21 protein-coding genes are annotated in these 17,914 nt (G+C 74.1%); 9 read left to right on the top strand and 12 right to left on the bottom strand.

The window, feature by feature from the left end:
- The first annotated feature begins 264 nt into the window (after positions 1 to 264).
- Entirely contained in the window at positions 265 to 1,209 is a 945-nt protein-coding gene (locus tag PV350_RS33835; RefSeq protein WP_499512772.1) for a ribose-phosphate diphosphokinase, read from the top strand.
- Here the strand turns inward: PV350_RS33835 and PV350_RS33830 are convergent, their stop codons facing one another.
- The 6 genes from PV350_RS33830 to PV350_RS33805 form a co-directional block, all read right to left on the bottom strand.
- Positions 1,210 to 1,422, bottom strand: a complete 213-nt coding sequence (locus PV350_RS33830) for a hypothetical protein (RefSeq protein ID WP_499512773.1) — start codon at positions 1,420 to 1,422, stop codon at positions 1,210 to 1,212.
- Positions 1,419 to 1,817, bottom strand: a complete 399-nt coding sequence (locus tag PV350_RS33825) for a hypothetical protein (RefSeq protein ID WP_500337439.1) — start codon at positions 1,815 to 1,817, stop codon at positions 1,419 to 1,421. Before PV350_RS33825 ends, PV350_RS33830 begins: the two co-directional genes overlap by 4 nt.
- Before the next feature lie 47 nt (positions 1,818 to 1,864).
- Positions 1,865 to 3,361: a sensor histidine kinase gene (locus PV350_RS33820; protein ID WP_500337438.1), complete on the bottom strand. Its 1,497-nt coding sequence runs from the start codon at positions 3,359 to 3,361 to the stop codon at positions 1,865 to 1,867.
- Positions 3,358 to 4,086 (bottom strand): response regulator transcription factor, encoded by a 729-nt coding sequence (locus tag PV350_RS33815; protein WP_500337437.1) that lies wholly within the window; start codon positions 4,084 to 4,086, stop codon positions 3,358 to 3,360. The genes PV350_RS33820 and PV350_RS33815 overlap by 4 nt, the downstream gene beginning before the upstream one ends.
- 98 nt (positions 4,087 to 4,184) lie before the next feature.
- The gene (locus PV350_RS33810) at positions 4,185 to 5,999 is read right to left on the bottom strand and encodes an APC family permease (RefSeq protein WP_499512777.1); all 1,815 of its coding nucleotides are present in this window, start codon (positions 5,997 to 5,999) and stop codon (positions 4,185 to 4,187) included.
- A 117-nt stretch (positions 6,000 to 6,116) separates the two neighbouring features.
- A complete protein-coding gene (locus tag PV350_RS33805) occupies positions 6,117 to 7,412 on the bottom strand; it encodes a hypothetical protein (RefSeq protein WP_500337436.1) in 1,296 nt (431 codons plus the stop codon).
- 96 nt (positions 7,413 to 7,508) lie between these two features.
- Here PV350_RS33805 and PV350_RS33800 point away from each other — a divergent pair, with 96 nt between their 5' ends.
- Positions 7,509 to 7,994, top strand: coding sequence for an FxLYD domain-containing protein (locus PV350_RS33800; RefSeq protein ID WP_499512779.1), 486 nt, complete (start codon positions 7,509 to 7,511; stop codon positions 7,992 to 7,994).
- A gap of 26 nt (positions 7,995 to 8,020) precedes the next feature.
- A complete protein-coding gene (locus PV350_RS33795; RefSeq protein ID WP_499512780.1) occupies positions 8,021 to 8,449 on the top strand; it encodes a DUF7144 family membrane protein in 429 nt (142 codons plus the stop codon).
- Here PV350_RS33795 and PV350_RS33790 read toward each other — a convergent pair.
- The 6 genes from PV350_RS33790 to PV350_RS33765 all read right to left on the bottom strand — a co-directional run bounded on the left by PV350_RS33790 (position 8,419) and on the right by PV350_RS33765 (position 13,131).
- Complete coding sequence (locus tag PV350_RS33790) at positions 8,419 to 9,309, bottom strand: YhjD/YihY/BrkB family envelope integrity protein (protein WP_500337435.1); 891 nt, start codon at positions 9,307 to 9,309, stop codon at positions 8,419 to 8,421. The two genes, PV350_RS33795 and PV350_RS33790, sit on opposite strands and share 31 nt — an antisense overlap.
- 144 nt (positions 9,310 to 9,453) lie before the next feature.
- The gene (locus PV350_RS33785; RefSeq protein WP_500337434.1) at positions 9,454 to 9,852 is read right to left on the bottom strand and encodes a DnaJ family domain-containing protein; all 399 of its coding nucleotides are present in this window, start codon (positions 9,850 to 9,852) and stop codon (positions 9,454 to 9,456) included.
- 118 nt (positions 9,853 to 9,970) lie between these two features.
- The gene (locus PV350_RS33780; RefSeq protein ID WP_499512783.1) at positions 9,971 to 11,131 is read right to left on the bottom strand and encodes an NAD-dependent formate dehydrogenase; all 1,161 of its coding nucleotides are present in this window, start codon (positions 11,129 to 11,131) and stop codon (positions 9,971 to 9,973) included.
- A gap of 112 nt (positions 11,132 to 11,243) precedes the next feature.
- Complete coding sequence (locus PV350_RS33775) at positions 11,244 to 12,176, bottom strand: LysR family transcriptional regulator (protein WP_499512784.1); 933 nt, start codon at positions 12,174 to 12,176, stop codon at positions 11,244 to 11,246.
- A 31-nt stretch (positions 12,177 to 12,207) separates the two neighbouring features.
- On the bottom strand, positions 12,208 to 12,612 hold the full coding sequence (locus PV350_RS33770) for a pyrophosphohydrolase domain-containing protein (RefSeq protein ID WP_500337433.1): 405 nt from the start codon (positions 12,610 to 12,612) through the stop codon (positions 12,208 to 12,210).
- Positions 12,613 to 12,633: 21 nt separating this feature from the next.
- A complete protein-coding gene (locus PV350_RS33765) occupies positions 12,634 to 13,131 on the bottom strand; it encodes a molybdopterin-dependent oxidoreductase (RefSeq protein ID WP_499512786.1) in 498 nt (165 codons plus the stop codon).
- Positions 13,132 to 13,270: 139 nt separating this feature from the next.
- On the opposite strand from PV350_RS33765, the gene PV350_RS33760 reads away from it, so the two are divergent.
- The 6 genes from PV350_RS33760 to PV350_RS33735 form a co-directional block, all read left to right on the top strand.
- Positions 13,271 to 13,657 (top strand): TOBE domain-containing protein, encoded by a 387-nt coding sequence (locus PV350_RS33760; protein ID WP_499512787.1) that lies wholly within the window; start codon positions 13,271 to 13,273, stop codon positions 13,655 to 13,657.
- A gap of 23 nt (positions 13,658 to 13,680) precedes the next feature.
- Positions 13,681 to 14,508 carry a molybdate ABC transporter substrate-binding protein gene (modA, locus tag PV350_RS33755; protein ID WP_500337432.1) on the top strand — a complete coding sequence of 276 codons (828 nt, stop codon included), beginning with the start codon at positions 13,681 to 13,683 and terminating at the stop codon, positions 14,506 to 14,508.
- The gene (gene modB, locus PV350_RS33750) at positions 14,505 to 15,359 is read left to right on the top strand and encodes a molybdate ABC transporter permease subunit (RefSeq protein ID WP_499512789.1); all 855 of its coding nucleotides are present in this window, start codon (positions 14,505 to 14,507) and stop codon (positions 15,357 to 15,359) included. Before modA ends, modB begins: the two co-directional genes overlap by 4 nt.
- On the top strand, positions 15,356 to 16,441 hold the full coding sequence (locus tag PV350_RS33745) for an ABC transporter ATP-binding protein (RefSeq protein WP_500337431.1): 1,086 nt from the start codon (positions 15,356 to 15,358) through the stop codon (positions 16,439 to 16,441). Before modB ends, PV350_RS33745 begins: the two co-directional genes overlap by 4 nt.
- A 118-nt stretch (positions 16,442 to 16,559) precedes the next feature.
- Entirely contained in the window at positions 16,560 to 17,096 is a 537-nt protein-coding gene (locus tag PV350_RS33740; RefSeq protein ID WP_500337430.1) for a universal stress protein, read from the top strand.
- 40 nt (positions 17,097 to 17,136) lie between these two features.
- Positions 17,137 to 17,914: DUF4118 domain-containing protein (locus tag PV350_RS33735; RefSeq protein WP_500337429.1), on the top strand; the 778-nt coding region annotated here is incomplete at its 3' end.

Below are 17,914 nucleotides of genomic sequence, written 5' to 3'. Positions count from 1 at the left end.
GGGGTGCCCCCACCCCGCGACGCTCCCCCAGCTAGCGCTGGCAGGTGCCCCCAGCCACGGCACTCCCCCAGCCTTCGGCCCGGGGGAGTTGTCGAATCGTCCGAGTAGCCCACTGCGAGGACGAATCTCCGCCTTGCGATGCACCGCACCTGGGGGCACCTCCCAGCGAAGCTGGGGGAGCCGCTGGGCCCGCCCTTCGGGCGGTGGGGGCACCCCCAGCGGAGCTGGGGGAGTTCATTTGACGACGCGGCCTAGGATGACCCCGTGCGCGACATCGCGGTCTTCAGCGGCAGTGCCCACCCTCGACTGGCCTCGGAGCTCTGCGCCCATCTGGGCGTGTCGCTCAGCCCGGCGCGCGTCAGCCGCTTCGCCAACGACTGCCTGGAAGTGCAGTTGCAGGCCAACTGCCGTGAACGGGACGTCTTCCTGATCCAGCCGCTGGTCGCCCCGGTCCAGGAGCACCTGGTGGAGCTGCTGCTGATGTGCGACGCCGCACGGGGCGCCTCCGCCGGCCGGATCACCGTCGTCATGCCGCACTACGCCTACGCGCGCTCGGACAAGAAGGACGCCCCCCGGATCTCGATCGGGGGGCGTCTCGTGGCGGACCTGCTGGTGGCGGCGGGCGCGAGCCGGGTGCTCACCATGACCCTGCACTCCCCGCAGGTGCACGGCTTCTTCAGTGTCCCCGTCGACCACCTGCACGCGCTGCGCGAGCTGGCCGCCCACTTCCGCGGCAACGACCTGTCGCGCACCACGGTCGTCTCCCCGGACCTGGGCAACGCCAAGGAGGCGGCCGCCTTCGCCCGGATGCTGGGGGTGCAGGTCGCGGCCGGGGCCAAGCAGCGGTTCGCCGACGACCGGGTCAGCATCGGATCGGTGATCGGCGAGGTCGCCGGCCGGGACGTGATCGTCCTGGACGACGAGATCGCCAAGGGCAGCACGGTCCTGGAACTGCTGGCGCGGCTGCGGGAGCTCGGCGCCCGTTCGGTCCGCGTCGCCTGCACGCACGGCCTGTTCGCGGCGGGCGCCCTCAAGCGCCTGTCGGAGCAGCCGGACGTGCTGGAGATCGTGTGCACCAACACGGTGCCCGTGCCGGAGGAGCAGCACACCGAGAAGCTGCGGGTGCTCTCCGTGGCGCCCGCCCTGGCCGAGGCCGTACGGCGGATCCACGACGGCGAGTCGGTCAGCGCCCTGTTCGACCCGGCCTGATCAGCCGTCCCCGCGCGCCGCGTCGGCGTCCGCCGCGGCGGCCGCGCTCTCCGCGTCGTCGACGATGCGGGAGAAACCGGACGGAGCCGCCGGGGCCTCCGGAGCCGCCGGGGCGGTCGGGGCCGAGGCGGAACCGCCGGACGGGCCGCAGGCGGTGAGCAGCCCCGCGCAGAATGCGGCGGCCACGGCCAGTGCCGCGAGGCGGCGGGTCACAAGGCGGCCCCGTTGTCGTGGGAGGCGCACCAGCTGCGGACCCGCGCGAGGTCGGTGCGGCGCTTCTCCAGGGTCGGCACGAGGGACGTGCGGAAGGTCAGCCGGTCGTTGAGGTAGGTCGCGATCTCCTCGTGCCCCGCGGCCTTGGCGCCTGCGACCCGCTTCTCCAGCCGCTCGACCGAACCGCGCCGGGTGACCGGCCCGTTCAGCCGCTTGAGCGCCCGGTCGATGCGCGCGTCGATCTTCCCGGCGCGCTTGCACAGGCCCTTGGCGCCGTCCCCGGTGGGCGCGGCGGCCGGGGACGGGCTGCCGCCGCTGTCGGCGGTGGCCGGGCCGGCGAGGCCCAGCAGGGTGACGACGGTGGCCAGGGCCACGACGGTGGTGCGGGCTCGCATGAGGTCCTCCCTCGGGTCGGAAGCGCGGAGCGCCTTCACCACGGAAGCTAGGGACCGTCTTTGTGGAAACCTTGTGGCTCCCCGGAACGTTCCGACAGCCAGTCGCGGCGCGGCAGCGGCAGGGTCGGTTCCGGGTCGCGGACGCCGCTGAGCGGGAGCCGCACCTCGAAACGGGTGCCGGGCGTGCCGTCAGGCCGGTCCAGTACGGCGATCGTCCCCCGGTGCAGCGCGATCTGCTGGGCGACCAGGGTCAGTCCGAGCCCGGAACCGGGGCTGTCCGGACGCCGGTGGAAGCGGGCGAAGACGGCCGCCCGTGCCCCGGGCGGGATGCCGGGGCCGTGGTCGTCGACGGTGAGGACGACGGCCGGAGCCCGTTCGTCGCGGCTGCGCCGCAGCAGCACCTCCACGTCGGGCCGCCCTCCCGGAGCGCGGCCGTGGACGGCGGCGTTGGCCAGCAGGTTGTCCGTCATCGAGCGCAGCCCCTGCTCCCAGCCGTGGACGAGGAGGCCGGGCACGGCCGTCACCTCGACCCGCGCCTCGGGGTGGCGGCGCCTCAGGCCGGCCGCGGAGGCGTCGACGAGTTCGGCCGCGTCGACCGGGCCGAAGGCGTCCTCCTCGACGAGGTCGCCCTGGGCCAGGGCGCGCAGCATGACCAGCAGGCCCAGCACGCGGGCGTGTTCGGCGCGCAGGTCGTCCACGACCTCCTGGCGTTCGTCGTCCGGCAGGCCGGGGTGGCCGGCGAGGATGTCGAGGTTGGTGCCCATGCTCATCAGCGGGTTGCGCAGCTCGTGGGAGGCGACCGCGGCGAACGAGCGGGCGGTGGCGAGCGCCTCGCCGGTCCTGGCGGCTTGCTCGTCGTAGCGGGCGAGCACGGTCTGCAGCGTGTGCGCCAGGTCGTCGACCTCGGTGATCCGGGCCGGGGTGTGGTCCAGGCGTACGGCGCTGACGCGCGGGTCGAGGCCGCTCGCGCGCTGCTGGAGCCGGCGCAACGGGCGGACGGCGCGGCCCGCCGCGGCCCAGGCCAGCAGCCCGGACACGGGGGCGGCCAGCAACGCCACCGTCACCACCCGGCGGCGCACCTGCTGCAGCTGGGTCTTCGTGGCGGCGTCCGGCGAGAACAGCCACAAGGTGCCCCGGACCCCCTTGCGGCCGCCGTTCACCGGTACCGACAGCACGCGCCAGCGGGCACCCCCGGCCCGGATCGTGACCGGTGCGGACGCACGGGCGGGCAGCGGCGCCGACGCGTCCGGCTGGGGGCCGCCCGACACCGTGCCCTCGGGACCGGTCAGCCGGATCCCCACGTCGAGGGCGGAGCTGAACAGCCTGCGGGTGCGGGCCTGTTCGGCGGCCGGACGGTCCGCGGCGGTGGCCCGCAGCAGGGCCTTGGCGTCCGCCGCGACGGCTGTGGCGCGCTCGCGCAGATGGGCGTCCTGCTGGGCGTGCAGGTCGGCGGCGACCAGCCGGATCAGCAGCGCCCCGGAGGCGAGGACGAGCAGCGGGACGACCACGCCCACGGCGAGCGCCACCCGCGTGGAGAGCCTCACGACCGGTCACCCCGGTCGTCCCGGTCCACCCGGTCGTCCCGCAGGACGAAGCCGACGCCGCGCACCGTGTGCAGGATCCGCGGCCGCCCGCCCGCCTCCATCTTGCGCCGCAGATAGCTGACGAAGGTGTCCACGGCGTCCGTGCGCACGTCGAAGTCGTAGCCCCAGACCCGGTCCAGCAACTGGTCGCGGGTGAGCACCAGCCCGGCGTTGCGCGCGAAGACCTCCAGCAGCTCGAACTCCCGCCGGGTCAGCGCCAGGGGCTCCCCGTCCAGCCGGGCCTCCCGCGTCGCGGGGTCGACCAGCAGGCCCCCGGCGCACACCCGCCCGCCCGCGGCAGGGGGGCGGCGGCGCAGCAGCGCCCGCAGCCGCAGCACCAGTTCCTGCAGCGCGAACGGCTTGACCAGGTAGTCGTCCCCGCCCGCCTGGAGCCCGGCGACCCGGTCGGCCGCCTCGTCCAGGGCGGAGAGCATCAGGACGGGGACGTCGTTGTCCTCCTGACGCAGCGCGCGGCACACCTCGATCCCGCTGAGGTCGGGCATCGAGATGTCGAGCACCACCACGTCCGGCGCCCCCTCGCGTACGGCGGCGAGCGCGGCCCTGCCGCCGTCGGCCAGGCTCACCGAGAAGCCGTCCAGCCGCAGCCCCCGCTGCAGCGACCGGCGTATGGCCGCGTCGTCGTCGGCGACCAGGACCCGGCCGCCCGTGTGCGCATCGGTTCTCACGGCCGCGATGGTAGGCCCAACCACCCGACCACGAGCAGGCCCCGGGCGCGGGCGGTACCGGCGCCGCCCGGGTCACCGTCCCCGGGGCGGGCGCCGGGTCAGATGTCCAGCCGGTACGGCAGGAGGCAGACGACGGCGTCGGTGCGGGCGCGCAGGATCGTGGCGAGGAGGATGCCGCGCTGGTTCTGCAGGATGCGGTACCGGGCGTGGCGCGGCTGGATCTCGGGGATGAGGACGGCGATCTGCCGGCCGTCCTGCGACATGCGGCGGACGTAGGAGAGGATCGGCAGCACCAGTGAGCGGTGCGGGCTCTCGATGACGTCGAGGCGGACGCCGGGCTGCCAGCGGGCCCACGTGTCGAGCAGGTCGCGCGCCTTGGCCTGGTCGGGCTCGACGGTCACCGCGACGACCTCGTCGCCGAGGGCGATGGCGGCGGTCAGCGCGTGCCGGGCGAGTCTGCTGACCCCGCCGAGTGGCACGATGACCAGGCTGTTGGTGCGCCGCGGCCGGTCGGGGACGGTGCCGAGGCCGAGTTCCCTGCCGACCTCCGCGTAGTAGTGCTCGATGCGGGCGAAGAGCAGCATCAGCAGGGGCACCACGACGACGACCATCCACGCGCCCTCGGTGAACTTGGTGGTCACCAGGATCACCCCGGCCAGCGCGGTCAGCAGGGCCCCCAGCCCGTTGAGCGCCGCACGCGGCACCCAGCCGCGCGGGCGTGCCCCCGCCCAGTGCCGGACGAGCCCGGTCTGGCTGATGGTGAAGCCGGTGAACACCCCGATGGCGTAGAGCGGGATGAGCCGTTGCGTCTGCGCGTCGACGGCGGTGATCAGCAGCGCCGCCACCACGGCCAGGGCGACCACGCCGTAGCGGTAGACGGGCCGCTCGGCGCGCAGCCCGAACACGTGGGGCAGCCGGTTGTCCCGGGCGAGCAGGCTCATCAGGACCGGCAGACCGCCGAAGCTGGTGTTCGCGGCCAGCCCGAGGACGAGGGTGACCAGGAGGTTGCTGGCGTAGTACGGCCACCCGGTGCCGAAGGAACCCGCGGTCAGCTGGGCCAGCAAGGTCACGCCGCCGCGCGGGGCGACCTCGTCCCGGCGGATGAGGAACGCCAGCCCGATCAGCATCAGCCCCAGCAGCGCGCCGAGCATCAGTTCCGTGCGCTGGGCGCGGCGCACCTTGGGCGGCCGGAAGGAGGGCACGGCGTTGGCGATGGCCTCCACCCCGGTCAGGGCGGAGCAGCCGGAGGAGAAGGCCTTCAGCACCAGCAGGACGCTCAGCGCCTCGGTGACGTGGACGGGCTGCGGGGTGCCGACGACGGCCGCGGGGTGGTCGCGCAGCAGGCCGGCGACGACGATCCCTGCGATGGACAGGACGAACAGCGCGGCGGGCAGCATCAGCACCCGCGCGCTGTCGGCGACGCCGCGCAGGTTCACCAGGGTGAGCAGGGCCAGCCCGCCCAGGCAGATCTCCAGCAGGTAGGGGGTGAGCGAGGGGAACGCCGAGGCGAGGCTGGCGGCGCCGGCGGCCAGGCTGACCGCGACGGTGAGCACGTAGTCGACGACCAGACTGCCCGCCGCCAGCAGGCTCACCCGCCTCCCGAGGTCCTTCTTGGCCACGGCGTAGGAGCCGCCGCCGTCCGGGTGCACCGCGATGACCTGCCCGTACGAGATGACCAGGACGACCAGCAGCCCCGCGATGACCAGCATGACGGGCAGCGTCACGGTCAGGGCCGCGGTGCCGGCGGCGATCAGCACGAGGACGATGGCCTCGGGGCCGTACGCCACCGAGCTGAGGGCGTCCAGCGAGAGCGCGGCGAGCCCCTGGACGCTGGTGAGCAGGGAGCGGTCCCCCTCGCCGTGCCGCAGCGGCACCCTGGGCCGCTCCTGGCCGCGTGCCAGGCCGAAGGTCATCGCCCGCCCGCCGGCTGCGTCTGGCTCATGGCTGGTCTCCTCCGCCGGCGGGCCCTCCCGTCAGCCTCCGGCGGCGGCCTTCCCGGCGCAGCGCGGGGCGGCCGATCGGGTGAGCGGTCAGTCGGGCCGGGCCAGGAACTCCACGGCGGCGAGGACGAACACGACGGCGAGGGCCAGCCCCAGGACGACCCAGCCGGTCGGGTAGGACCAGAAGGCGAGCGCGAGGGCCGCGGCGGCGACGACGATCCAGCCGACCAGCAGCTTGTGGCGGACGAGCCAGGGGCCGACGGGACCGGTCCGCAGCCCCACCCGGTGCGCCGCGTCCCCCGCGCCGCCCAGCACGGACTCCCACACCCCGCGGGTGCGGCGGGCGTACCGCCCGGGCCCGCTCAGCCAGGCGCCCAGCGCGACGACGACGCCCAGCACGAACACGGCGCGGACGGTCCCGCGCAGGAAGCGGATCAGGGTGTCGTAGACCGTCCCCGCGGCCTGCTGGTCGACGCTCGCGGGCAGCGCGTCGAGGTAGATCGCCCGGAAGACGGTCAGCGCCGCACCGAGCACGAGGGCGGCGGCCGCGAAGCCCAGCGCGGCCGCGACCAGGGCGCGCCGCCTGCGGACGGCGAGCAGCACACCCGCGGCCGCGAGGACGACGGCGACGATCGGCAGCCAGAGACCGGCGAGCTGCAGGAGCCGGAAGGCGGTCCTGATCTTGCCGACCTTGTCGGAGCGGACGACGGTGAAGTCGGTGTGGATCTCGGGGATCTTCGCGGCGATCGTCAGGCCCGCGTCGACCAGCCGCTGCTTGACCCGGTCGATGACCGGGGCGAGGTCGATGGCCACGGTGTCGTTGGTGAGCTTGACCGCGCCGCCTCCCTGGCCGGTCAGCGCCTTGTCCAGCGACTCGTGGATCCTGCGGTTGGCGTCGGTCCAGGCCTTCTCGAAGGCGTCGCTGCGCACGACCTTGTCCGCCGTCGAGTGCACCAGGCTCTGGATGCCGCTGGTCAGGGGGCCGGAGACGCGGCCCAGCAGTTCGTCCAGGCGGGGGCGGTCCTGCGGGGCGACCTCGTCCAGCAGGCTCTTGACGTCGATCTGCTGCATCACGACGGACGTGATGCGGTTGGCGGCGGCGTTCTGGACGGCGGGGTCGCTCGCCAGGGGCGCCACGGTGGCGACGTAGCGGTCGGTGTCCCCGATCTCGGAGTCGACCCAGACCGCCAGCGCGCTCAGCGGCACCAGGACGCAGGCCACGACGATGAACAGGGCGGAGAAGAAGGCCCGCACGGGCCGTCGTCGGAGCGGCGGCGGGGCTTGCGGTCCGGCGTTTGCGGGAACGGTCTCCCGCGCCTCCAGTGCCGACAGCCGGGCACGCAGTTCGGCGAGATCGTCACGCCTCTGGGGCGCTGAATCCGCCATGCCACCGCCGCCTCTCCTTCACCACGCGACACGGCAATTTAATACGTATGGTGAGTTATGTGCCATTTGAGGCGCATGAGTCTGTGGAGGTAGGCAATGACGAGGCCGTACCGGGGCCGCGCGGTGTGCGCGGCGGTCGTACTGTCCACCGTCGCGTTCACCGCGAGCGCCTGCTCGGACAACGACAGCACCCCCGCCGAGAAGGCGTCGAAGGCCGCGTCCGCCGCGTCCTCGCTGGTGTCCGAGGGCGCGGAGGCCGTCGCCTCGGCGACCGCCGCCGCGCAGTCCCAGCTGGCGAAGATCAAGAACGGCGTCAACGCGAAGGACGACGTCAAGCTCGACCCCGTGACCGTCGAGGGCGGCAAGGCCACCACCAAGGTCACGGCCACCAACAGCGGCGACAAGCAGGCCACCTACACCGTCGAGGTGACCTTCCGCGACGCCAGCGGGAACCTCCTCGACGCCGCCGTGGTCAACGTCGCCGACGTGGCCCCGCAGAAGTCCGGGCAGGCCACGGTACGCAGCAACCGCGACCTGACGGGCACGGTCAAGGCCCAGGTGGAACGGGCGCTGCGGCACTGAAGCACCATCACCGCGAGGAGGCAGCCATGGCAGCCACCGGCACGACACCGAGGACCGGCAACCACCGCAACGGTTGGGTCAGCGGCGGGGTCACCTTCGCCGGCGTCCTGTTGCTGGTCGACGGTGTCCTGGCGATCTTCCAGGGCATCTCGGGGATCGCCGCCGACAACGTGTACGCGCGCGTCGGCACTTACGTCTACAAGTTCAGCCTGACCGGGTGGGGATGGATCCACCTGGTCCTCGGAGTGCTCCTGGTGGTCACCGGAACCGGGCTGCTCAGCGGCGCCGCGCTCTGGTCACGCATCATGGGTGTCGTCCTGGCGGGCCTGGGCATCATCGTGAACTTCCTGTACCTGCCCTACCTGCCGTTCTGGTCGGTCATCCTGATCGCGCTCGACATCTTCATCATCTGGGCGCTCGCCCACTACCGGCCGGAGCGCTCACCGGCCGCCTGACCGCCGCCCCCGGGCTGGTCGCCGTGGAACACCGCGCCCACGGTGAGGCACACCGTCGCCACGACGCACAACGCGATCAGCCCGGACAGCAGGGTGAACACCGAGCCCAGCGAGCCGTACGTCTGCAGGCTGCGGTTGAGCGCCGTCGGCACGTACAGCGGCGCGGCGAAGACGGCCGTCTCCAGGACCACCGCGGTGAGCAGCGCACCCGGCAGCAGCGGCCACCATCCGATCCGGCCGCCCAGCAGCAGGTGCTGGGTCCACCACCAGAGGCCCACCGCGCTCACCAGGGACAGCGGGACGCCGAGCCAGCGGCCGACGCCGAAGCCCTCCCGCAGCGGCCCCTGGACCGCCAGGTAGAGCAGCGCCGCGCACACCCAGGCGAACCAGCGCCAGGCCGCGATCCGCGCCGCCGACTTCGGCAGGTGCCAGGCACGTTCGCACACCCGCTGCATCGCCCGGCTGCAGGCCGTCGCCGACAGCAGGGCCATCAGGGTGCCCACCACGCCCACCGTCCCCCGCAGGTTCCCGGGATCGGACTCGTAGACCGAGCGCAACTGGTCACGGGCTGGACCGGAGAGCCCCAGCACCCGCACCAGCGAGTCGAGGAGTTCCTTGCGCACGCCCTCCGGCGCGAGGGACGCGATGACGAACAGCAGCGGCACGGCGGTCAGGAAGGCCTGGGCGGCCAGCCGGGTGGCGGCGTCCAGCACGTTGACGCTCAGCAGCCGGGCGGCGAGCCGGGTGATGATGGGGAACCGCCGCTCCGTGTCGGCCCGCAGGGCGCGCGCCCGCCCCGGCAGGTCCGCGAACCGCGCACGGAGCCCCTCCGGGAACCTGACCCGTGGCCGCCCTTTCACAGTCCGACTATTTTTCAGCCCGCCGGGCCCCGCAACCGGGGAGCGCCGGCGCCGGCCCGCCGACCGCCCGGGCGAACCGGAAGCGGGCCGCAGCGAGTTGTCCGCGCCCCGGGCCACCGGCGGGCGGGCGCCCGAGGCGCGCCCTCAGCCCCGCTCCGCGCGCCACCGCGCGACGACGTCCTCCACCTCGTACGGGACGAGGTTGAGCGGCGGACCGTCCATGGGGGTGCGCAGACCCGTGCGGATCTTGTCGTTGACCTCCTCGACGATGCGGCGCACCTCGGGTTCCGAGGGGGCACGGAAGGCGGCGTCCATCGCGTCCTCCACCTCCTTGCGCAGCCTGAGGCTGGCCGGGAGGTGGGACAGCCCCTCACGGGCCATCTTCTCCCTGATCCACCACAGCTCGTCGTAGGGCCGGTCCAGACCGGCCAGCGGCTTGCCCGCGCCGGGCAGGTTGTCGAAGGCGCCGCGCTCCGCCGCCTCCCGGATCTGCTTGTCGACCCAGGACTCGAAGGGGACGCCCGGTGGCTTGCGCTCCGTCATGGGGTCGATTCTCCCTCCCGCCGGCCCGGGGCGGGAAGGGGCGGGGTGGGCGGGGGCGGCCTGCACGCCGGCCGGGCCGCCGGCCCGCGCACCCTGCGGGTCGGCGGCCCGGGACCGGTCAGCCGCTGATGGAGTACGAGTGCGCCCCCGTACCCGCCAGCGCCCCGCCCGCGACGATCAGGTACTCGTCCCGGATCGGCCTGCCGTCCAGCCAGCACTCCAGGATCTCGCGGGTGCCCGCCGCGTACCGGGCCTGCGCCGACAGCGAGGAACCGGAGATGTGCGGGGTCATCCCGTGGTGCGGCATGGTGCGCCAGGGGTGGTCGGCGGGCGCCGGCTGCGGGTACCAGACGTCGCCCGCGTAGCCCGCCAGCCGTCCGTCCCGCAGGGCCCTGCCGACGGCGTCCTGGTCGACGATCAGCGCCCGTGCGGTGTTGATGAGGTAGGCGCCGCGCTTCATGGTGTCGATCAGCTTGTCGTCGAAGAGGCCCTCGGTCTCGGGGTGGAGCGGGGCGTTGACGGTCACGACGTCGCAGTGCGGCACCATGTCCGCGGCGCTCTCGTGCCAGGTCAGCCCGAGCTCCTGCTCCACGGACTCCGGGAGCCGGTGTCGGTCGGTGTAGTGCAGCTTCACGTCGAAGGGCGCCAGCCGGCGCAGCACCGCAAGCCCGATCCGGCCCGCCGCGACCGTGCCGACGTGCATGCCCTCCAGGTCGTAGGAGCGGGCCACGCAGTCGGCGATGTTCCAGCCGCCGTCCAGGACGACCCGGTGCGAGGGCAGGTAGTTGCGCACCAGCGACAGCGTCATCATCACCACGTGCTCGGCGACGCTGATGCTGTTGCAGTAGGTGACCTCGGCGACGGTGATGCCGCGCGCGACGGCCGCGTCCAGGTCGACGTGGTCCGAGCCGATGCCCGCCGTGACGGCCAGCTTCAGGTTCTTGGCCGCGGCGATGCGCCCGGGCGTCAGGTAGGCCGGCCAGAAGGGCTGGGAGATGACCACGTCGGCGTCGGCCAGCTCGCGGTCGAAGACCGATCCGTCACCGTCCTTGTCGGAGGTGACGACCAGGGTGTGGCCGCGCTCCTCCAGGAAGCGGCGCAGGCCGAGTTCGCCGGAGACGCTGCCCAGAAGCGCGCCGGGGGTGAAGTCGGTCGCCTGCGGCGTGGGGGTGGTCTGGCCGCCGGGGTAGTGGTCGATGCGCGGCAGGTCGTCACGGGCGTACGTGGTCGGGTAACCGTCGGCCGGGTCGTCGTACAGGACGCACAGCACCTTTGCCATGACTGCGGCTCCTCATCCGTGAAGTGGACGCTGCGGAAGGTCACTTCACGGTCGCGGCCCGGCCGCCGGGGGGTCAAAGCGAACGTCGCTATGGCGTGATAGCACGGCGCTATCAGCCGCCCAGGTGCGCCTCCACCAGCGCGTCCAGCGCGTCCCGCACCCGCGCCTGCCGGGCGACCGCCAGCAGGGCCCTGGCCAGCACCGGTTCGGGCCGCCGGTCCGCGATCACCAGCCCCACCCGGGGACCGTGCGCGGGCCCCTCCAGCGGCACCACGCGCATCCCCGCGGGCACCCCGAACATGTGCAGCCAGGCGTGGGAGATGACGCTCGACCAGCGCCCGCCCGAGCCCGCCAGGTGCGCGTACAGCCCGGCGACCGAGTCGGTCTCGACGGCCGGTGACGCGGTGACCCCGTCCGCCGCGAAGCACTCGTCCATGATCCGGCGGTTGCGCATCCGCGACGACAGCAGGCACAGCGGCAGCGCGGCCGCCTGCGCCCAACCCGCCACCGGCAGCCCGGCCGGCGGCGCGTCCGCGGGGGTGAGCAGCAGGTAACGCTCCTCGTAGAGCGGGAAGCGGCGCACATGGCGCAGGGCGTCGTCGTCCAGGTACGTCATCGCCGCGTCGAGCTCGAACTCCGCGAGCCGGTCGCTGATCTCCCGTGAGGACAGCGACTCCAGGCTGACCCGCACCCCCGGGTGACGCTCGCAGAACGGCGTCGTCAGCAGGGACGCGGCGGTCAGCGCCGTGGGTATCGCGCCGAGCCGCAGCGTGCCGGCCAGCCCGCCGCGCATCTCGGAGAGTTCCTGCTGCAGCGCGTCCCGTTCGGCCAGGATGCGGTGCGCCCACAGCAGCACGCGTTCGCCCTCCGGGGTCAGCCCCTCGAAGCGCCGGCCCCGCCGCACGATCGGCACGTCCAGCTCGCGTTCCAGCTTGCGGATGCCGGCCGACAGCGAGGGCTGCGAGACGAAGCAGGCGTCGGCGGCGCGGGCGAAGTGCCGTTCCCTGGCGAGGGCCACCAGGTACTCCAGTTGGCGAAGCAGCATGGCTCACGGTCGCACACGCCGCGCCGCCGCGTTACTCCCCGGCGGGCGTCCAGCCCTGGGCGCGCAGCACCGCCGCGACGTCGGGCGCCCGGTAGTGCTCGCCCTTGAGCACCTTGCCGTCGGCCCGCAGGGTGGGCCGGCCGTCGGGGCCCAGCTTGCTCATGTTGGCGCGGTGGATCTCCGCGATGACCTCGTCCAGGTCGATGCCGTGCACCAGCGCGGTGCCGTACGCGACGTAGACCACGTCGGCCAGTTCGTGCGCGAGGTGGTCCAGGTGACCGGTCCCGGCGGCCTCGGCGACCTCGGCCACCTCCTCGGCGAGCAGGTCCTGACGGTGCGCCGCGTGCTCGGGCGTGATCTCGGTCGGACGGGGGCGGACGTCGAGGCCGAAGGCGGTGTGGAACTCACGGACCAGGCCGGCGGGGGAGGATCGCATTCCGCCGATCGTAGTGCCCGCTCAGAGGCCCCGGTCGCTCCCCGCCGCCGGGCCGCCGCCGTAGCCCCCGTCCACCCGGATGGCGGTGATGCCGCTGATGTGCCGGGCCCCGCAGCGGTCCTGGGGCAGCACCAGTTGCGGGCCGCACGCGTCCAGCGGGGCGCCGTCGATGCGGGTGGCCAGCAGCACGGGGGCGTGCCCGAAGTCCGGGTCGATCTCGGCCCAGGACAGCAAGGCGTGGTGACCGTCCGCCCCGGTCACGGCAATGAGGAAACGCAACCGGTCCTTGCGTCGGCCGGGGTCGAAGCCGGGACCGGCCGAGCACAGCACCTCGTGGAGCAACGGGCCCTCGAAACGGTGGTGCTGCACACCGCTGGTCTGGCACTCGAAGCTCACCCGGGCCGTGTGCTGGGGCCAGGCGCGCAGGTCGGGCACCGTGAGCGGCGCGGGGCGGGCCAGGTCGCCGCTCAGCCTGAAGCCGGCGAGCCCCGGCGGCGGCGCGGGAACGGACACGGTCACGGGCTTCCACCTCCCCCGATCACCGTACCCACGCACGGCGGTCGTGGAAACGCACATGCGAGCCTCCATGCGGCGTCATCCGGCTGATGCAATCCGATAAGGGGCTTCCCGCTCGCATCTGCGTCACTATGATCGAGTCATGCACACCTACCGGATCGGCGAGGCGGCCGCAGTCATGGGCGTGAGCGCCGACACCCTCAGGCGCTGGGTCGATGCCGGGCGGCTGCGGGCGGAGCGCGACGAGCAGGGCCGGCGCATCATCGAGGGCCCCGATCTGGCCGCCTTCGCCCGGGAGTTCAACCGCACCGAACGCGAGCACACCGGCTCCTCGGCCCGCAACCGCTTCGCGGGCATCGTCACCGAGGTGATCCTCGGCGACGTCTCCGCGCAGGTGGAGATCCAGGCCGGCCCGTTCCGCGTGGTGTCCATGATCAGCCGGGAGTCGGCCGAGGAGCTGAAGCTCGAGCCCGGCGTCCCGGCGGTCGCCGTCATCAAGTCGACCAACGTGGTCGTCGAGAGACCGTGAAGACTCGGAGGAGCAGCCCTGTGATGACCCGTCCCACGCACCGCCGGACCCTTCAGCTGGCCGTCGGAGGCACCGCGGCGCTGCTGGCCCTGAGCGCCTGTTCCTCCTCGGACGACTCCGCCGGCGCCTCCGCGTCGTCCTCGCCCTCGGCGGGCACGTCCTCCGCGGGCGACCTGAAGGGCACGGTCACCGTCTTCGCCGCCGCCTCCCTCAAGGAGAGCTTCACCGAACTGGGCAAGGAGTTCGAGGCGGCCCACCCCGGCACCAAGGTCTCCTTCAACTTCGGCGGCAGCGACGCGCTCGCCGCCAGCATCACCTCCGGTGCCCCCGCCGACGTCTTCGCCGCCGCCTCCCCCAAGACCATGCAGATCGTCACCGACGCCAAGGACGCGGCCGGCGAGCCCGCGACCTTCGTGCGCAACCAGCTGGAGATCGCGGTCGTCCCGGGCAACCCCAAGGACGTCGCGTCCCTCAAGGACCTCACCAAGTCCGGGATGAAAGTCGCCCTGTGCGCCAAGGAGGTGCCCTGCGGCGCCGCGGCGCAGAAGGCGCTGGACGGCGCCGGCCTGAAGCTCACCCCGGTCTCCTACGAGCAGGACGTCAAGAGCGCCCTGACGAAGGTGGAGCTGAAGGAGGTCGACGCCTCCGTGGTCTACAAGACCGATGTGAAGGCCGCCGCCGGCAAGGTGGAGGGCGTGGAGTTCCCCGAGTCCGCCGGTGCCGTCAACGACTACCCGATCGTCCTGCTCAAGGACGCGCCCAACGCCGGGGCCGCCGAGGCCTTCATCGCCTTCGTCCGGTCCGACCAGGGCGCGAAGGTGCTGAGCGAGGCGGGCTTCCTCAAGCCGTGACCGACCACCGCGGCGGCGCGCCCGAACTCCTGGAGTCCCGGCCGCGCCGCGCCGGCCGCCGGCAGGGTCACCGTTCCCCGGTGCCCCTGCCGCTGCTGCTGCCGGCCCTGCTCGGTCTCGTCTTCCTGGTGCTGCCGCTCGCCGGGCTGCTGGTCCGCACCCCGTGGAGCGAACTGCCCGCGCAGCTCACCAGTCCCGGGGTGTGGCAGGCGCTGCGGCTCTCCCTGATCTGCGCCACCCTCGCCACCGCGGTGACCCTGGTGCTGGGCGTGCCCCTGGCCTGGCTGCTGGCCCGCACCGAGTTCCCCGGGCGCCGGCTGCTGCGCGCCCTGGTGACGCTGCCCCTGGTGCTGCCGCCCGTCGTCGGCGGTGTCGCGCTGCTGCTGGCGCTGGGCCGCAACGGCATCGCCGGGCGGTGGCTGGACCAGTGGTTCGGGGTGACGCTGCCCTTCACCACGGCGGGCGTCGTCGTCGCGGAGGCCTTCGTCGCGATGCCGTTCCTGGTCATCAGCGTCGAGGGCACCCTGCGGGCCGCCGACCCGCGCTACGAGGAGGCCGCCACCACCCTCGGCGCCTCCCGCTTCACCGCCTTCCGCCGGGTGACGCTGCCGCTGATCGCCCCGGGCATCGCCGCCGGGGCCGTCCTGGCCTGGGCACGGGCGCTCGGCGAGTTCGGCGCCACCATCACCTTCGCGGGCAACTTCCCCGGCCGTACGCAGACGATGCCGCTCGCCGTCTACCTCGCCCTGCAGAGCGACCCGGCCGCCGCCATCGCGCTCAGCCTGGTGCTGCTCGCCGTCTCGATCGCCGTCCTGGCCGGGCTGCGCGACCGCTGGATGACCACGCCATGACCTCCCTGGACAAAGCACCCGCGACCTCCGGCAGCCCGGCCCCCGAGGGCCTGGACGCCCGGCTGGTCGTCGACCGCGGCGCCTTCCGCCTCGACGTGAGGCTCACCGCCGCCCCCGGCGAGGTGCTCGCCCTGCTCGGGCCCAACGGCGCGGGCAAGACCACCGCGCTGCGGGCCCTGGCCGGGCTGACCCCGCTCACCGCCGGCCACCTGCGGCTGGACGGCGCCGCCCTGGACGGCACGCCCCCCGAGACCCGCCCGGTGGGCGTGGTCTTCCAGGACTACCTGCTCTTCCCGCACCTGTCCGCGCTGGACAACGTCGCCTTCGGCCCGCGCTGCCACGGCGTGCCCAAGGCGCGGGCCCGCGCCGAGGCCGCCGCGTGGCTGGAGCGGATGGGCCTGGCCGAGCACGCCGCCGCCCGGCCCCGCCGGCTCTCCGGCGGCCAGGCGCAGCGCGTCGCCCTCGCCCGGGCGCTGGCCACCCGCCCCCGCCTGCTGCTGCTGGACGAACCGCTGGCCGCGCTCGACGCCCGCACCCGCCTGGACATCCGCTCCCAGCTCCGCCGCCACCTGGCCGACTTCGAGGCGGTGGCCGTCCTGGTCACGCACGACCCGCTGGACGCCATGGTGCTGGCCGACCGGCTGGTGGTCATCGAGCACGGCGGCTCCGTCCAGGAGGGCACCCCCGCCGAGATCGCCCGCCGCCCGCGCACCGACTACATCGCGCACCTCGTCGGCCTCAACCTCTACCGGGGCCGCGCCGAGGGGCACACCGTACGAATCGACGGCGGACCGGCCATCACCACCACCGAGGTACTCTCCGGTCCGGCCTTCGTGGCCTTCCCGCCCGGCGCCGTCACCCTCCACCGGGACCGCCCCACCGGCTCCAGCGCCCGGAACCTGTGGCACGGCCGGGTCGCGGGCCTCGAGTCGCACGGCGACCAGATCCGCGTCGACGTCCAGGGCGAACTCCCGCTCGCCGCCGACCTCACCACGGTGGCCACCGCCGAACTCGGGCTGCACCCCGGCGCCGAGGTGTGGGCCACCGTCAAGGCGGCCCAGGCGCACGCCTATCCGGCCTGAACCCCCGCGGGTCAGGACCGCCGGGTCGGGACCGGCGGGTCAGGGCGGCGTCAGGGGTGCGCCGCGCGGCGACAAGAGGACGACAAGAAGCCCCCGCGGCACCCCGCGCGGGTCTTCCATGGAAGGCATGGATGACGCCGGAAACCACCGCGTGGTCGTGGGGGTGAGCGGCTCCCTCGGCAGCCTCACGGCGCTGCACCGGGCCGCCGCCGAGGCACGCCGCACGGGCGCGGTGCTGGTCACCGTGCTCGCCTGGGAACCGCCGGGCGGGGAGTTCGCCTACCGGCGCTCCCCCTGCCCGCCGCTGCTGCGGGAATGGCAGGACCGGGCCCGGCAGCAGCTGGTCGGCGCCGTCGAGTCCGCCTTCGGCGGCCTTCCGGCCGACCTCCCCATGCGCGCGCTCCTCGTCCGCGGGCCCGCGGGATGGGCGCTGACCCACGTCGCGGACCGCCCGGACGACCTGCTGGTCGTCGGCGCCGGACGCCGCGGCCGGCTGCGCCGCCTGCTGAGCCCCTCGGTGGCCCGGCACTGCCTGGTCCACGCGGCCTGCCCGGTGCTGGCCGTACCCCGCTCCCCGCTCCACGAGGTCCTCGACGACGTGCACCGCCGCAACGCCTGGCGGCTGCCCCTGCACGCCGCCACGCCACTGCGGTGACCCCGGGGCCCGGCAGGCCCCTTCGACGGAGGCGATGACCATGACGCGCTGTTCCTTCCCGTTCGCCCACCCGACGCGGCTCGCCCTGCCCGCCGCGCTCCTCCTGCCGCCGCTGGTGTGCCTGGTGCTCGTGCCCTTCCGCACCCAGGTGTCGAACACGCTCGTGGCCCTGGTGCTGGTGGTAGCGGTCGTGGCGGTCGCCGTCCTCGGCAGCCGCCGCGCCGGGGCGCTCGCCGCGCTGTCCGCGGCGGCCTGGTTCGACTTCTTCTTCGCCCCGCCCTACGAGCGGTTCACCATCAGCGGGCCGGGCGACGTGGCGACGGCGGTCCTGCTGCTCGCCGTGGGCCTGGCCGTCTCCCAGCTCGCCGCCCGCACCAGGCGGCTCGCGGTGATCGCGATCACCGACGCCGACCACCTCGCGCGCATCCACGAGACCGCACGGCTGGCCCAGTCCGCGCTCTCCCCGCACGTCGTGGTCGAGCACGTCCGCGACCAGCTGGTCAGCCTGCTCCACCTGCGCGGCTGCCGTTTCGAGTACGGCACCCTCGTCGGGCACCCGCCGCGGATCGAGCAGGACGGCACCGTGGTGCGGGGCCGCCGCCCCTGGGACGCGGACACGCTGGGACTGCCGGACCAGGAGGTCGAGCTCCGCGTCTTCCACAACGGCCACTTCCACGGCCGCTTCATGCTGCTCCCCACCCCCGGCACCGTCCCCTCCCGCCAGGCCCGCCTGGTCGCCGTCACCCTCGCCGACCAGGCAGGCCTGGCGGGAGGGGACGGTGCCGGGGGGGGGGAGCAGCAGGGAGCGGCCGTGGAAG

It is taken from the genome of Streptomyces sp. PA03-6a (assembly GCF_033792765.1).
Taxonomy (GTDB): Bacteria; Actinomycetota; Actinomycetes; order Streptomycetales; family Streptomycetaceae; genus Actinacidiphila.
The sequence above is the reverse complement of the archived record's forward strand: the minus strand, read 5'-3'. Positions and strand labels throughout refer to the sequence as shown.

What these genes read in the sequence shown, in the direction of transcription:
- PV350_RS33825 (WP_500337439.1), bottom strand. Translation starts at nt 1,817, where the DNA reads ATGCGAGCCCGCACCACCGTCGTGGCCCTGGCCACCGTCGTCACCCTG.
- PV350_RS33810 (WP_499512777.1), bottom strand. Translation starts at nt 5,999, where the DNA reads ATGACCTTCGGCCTGGCACGCGGCCAGGAGCGGCCCAGGGTGCCGCTG.
- PV350_RS33805 (WP_500337436.1), bottom strand. Translation starts at nt 7,412, where the DNA reads ATGGCGGATTCAGCGCCCCAGAGGCGTGACGATCTCGCCGAACTGCGT.
- PV350_RS33800 (WP_499512779.1), top strand. Translation starts at nt 7,509, where the DNA reads ATGACGAGGCCGTACCGGGGCCGCGCGGTGTGCGCGGCGGTCGTACTG.
- PV350_RS33795 (WP_499512780.1), top strand. Translation starts at nt 8,021, where the DNA reads ATGGCAGCCACCGGCACGACACCGAGGACCGGCAACCACCGCAACGGT.
- PV350_RS33785 (WP_500337434.1), bottom strand. Translation starts at nt 9,852, where the DNA reads ATGACGGAGCGCAAGCCACCGGGCGTCCCCTTCGAGTCCTGGGTCGAC.
- PV350_RS33780 (WP_499512783.1), bottom strand. Translation starts at nt 11,131, where the DNA reads ATGGCAAAGGTGCTGTGCGTCCTGTACGACGACCCGGCCGACGGTTAC.
- PV350_RS33775 (WP_499512784.1), bottom strand. Translation starts at nt 12,176, where the DNA reads ATGCTGCTTCGCCAACTGGAGTACCTGGTGGCCCTCGCCAGGGAACGG.
- PV350_RS33770 (WP_500337433.1), bottom strand. Translation starts at nt 12,612, where the DNA reads ATGCGATCCTCCCCCGCCGGCCTGGTCCGTGAGTTCCACACCGCCTTC.
- PV350_RS33760 (WP_499512787.1), top strand. Translation starts at nt 13,271, where the DNA reads ATGCACACCTACCGGATCGGCGAGGCGGCCGCAGTCATGGGCGTGAGC.
- modA (WP_500337432.1), top strand. Translation starts at nt 13,681, where the DNA reads ATGACCCGTCCCACGCACCGCCGGACCCTTCAGCTGGCCGTCGGAGGC.
- PV350_RS33745 (WP_500337431.1), top strand. Translation starts at nt 15,356, where the DNA reads ATGACCTCCCTGGACAAAGCACCCGCGACCTCCGGCAGCCCGGCCCCC.
- PV350_RS33740 (WP_500337430.1), top strand. Translation starts at nt 16,560, where the DNA reads ATGGAAGGCATGGATGACGCCGGAAACCACCGCGTGGTCGTGGGGGTG.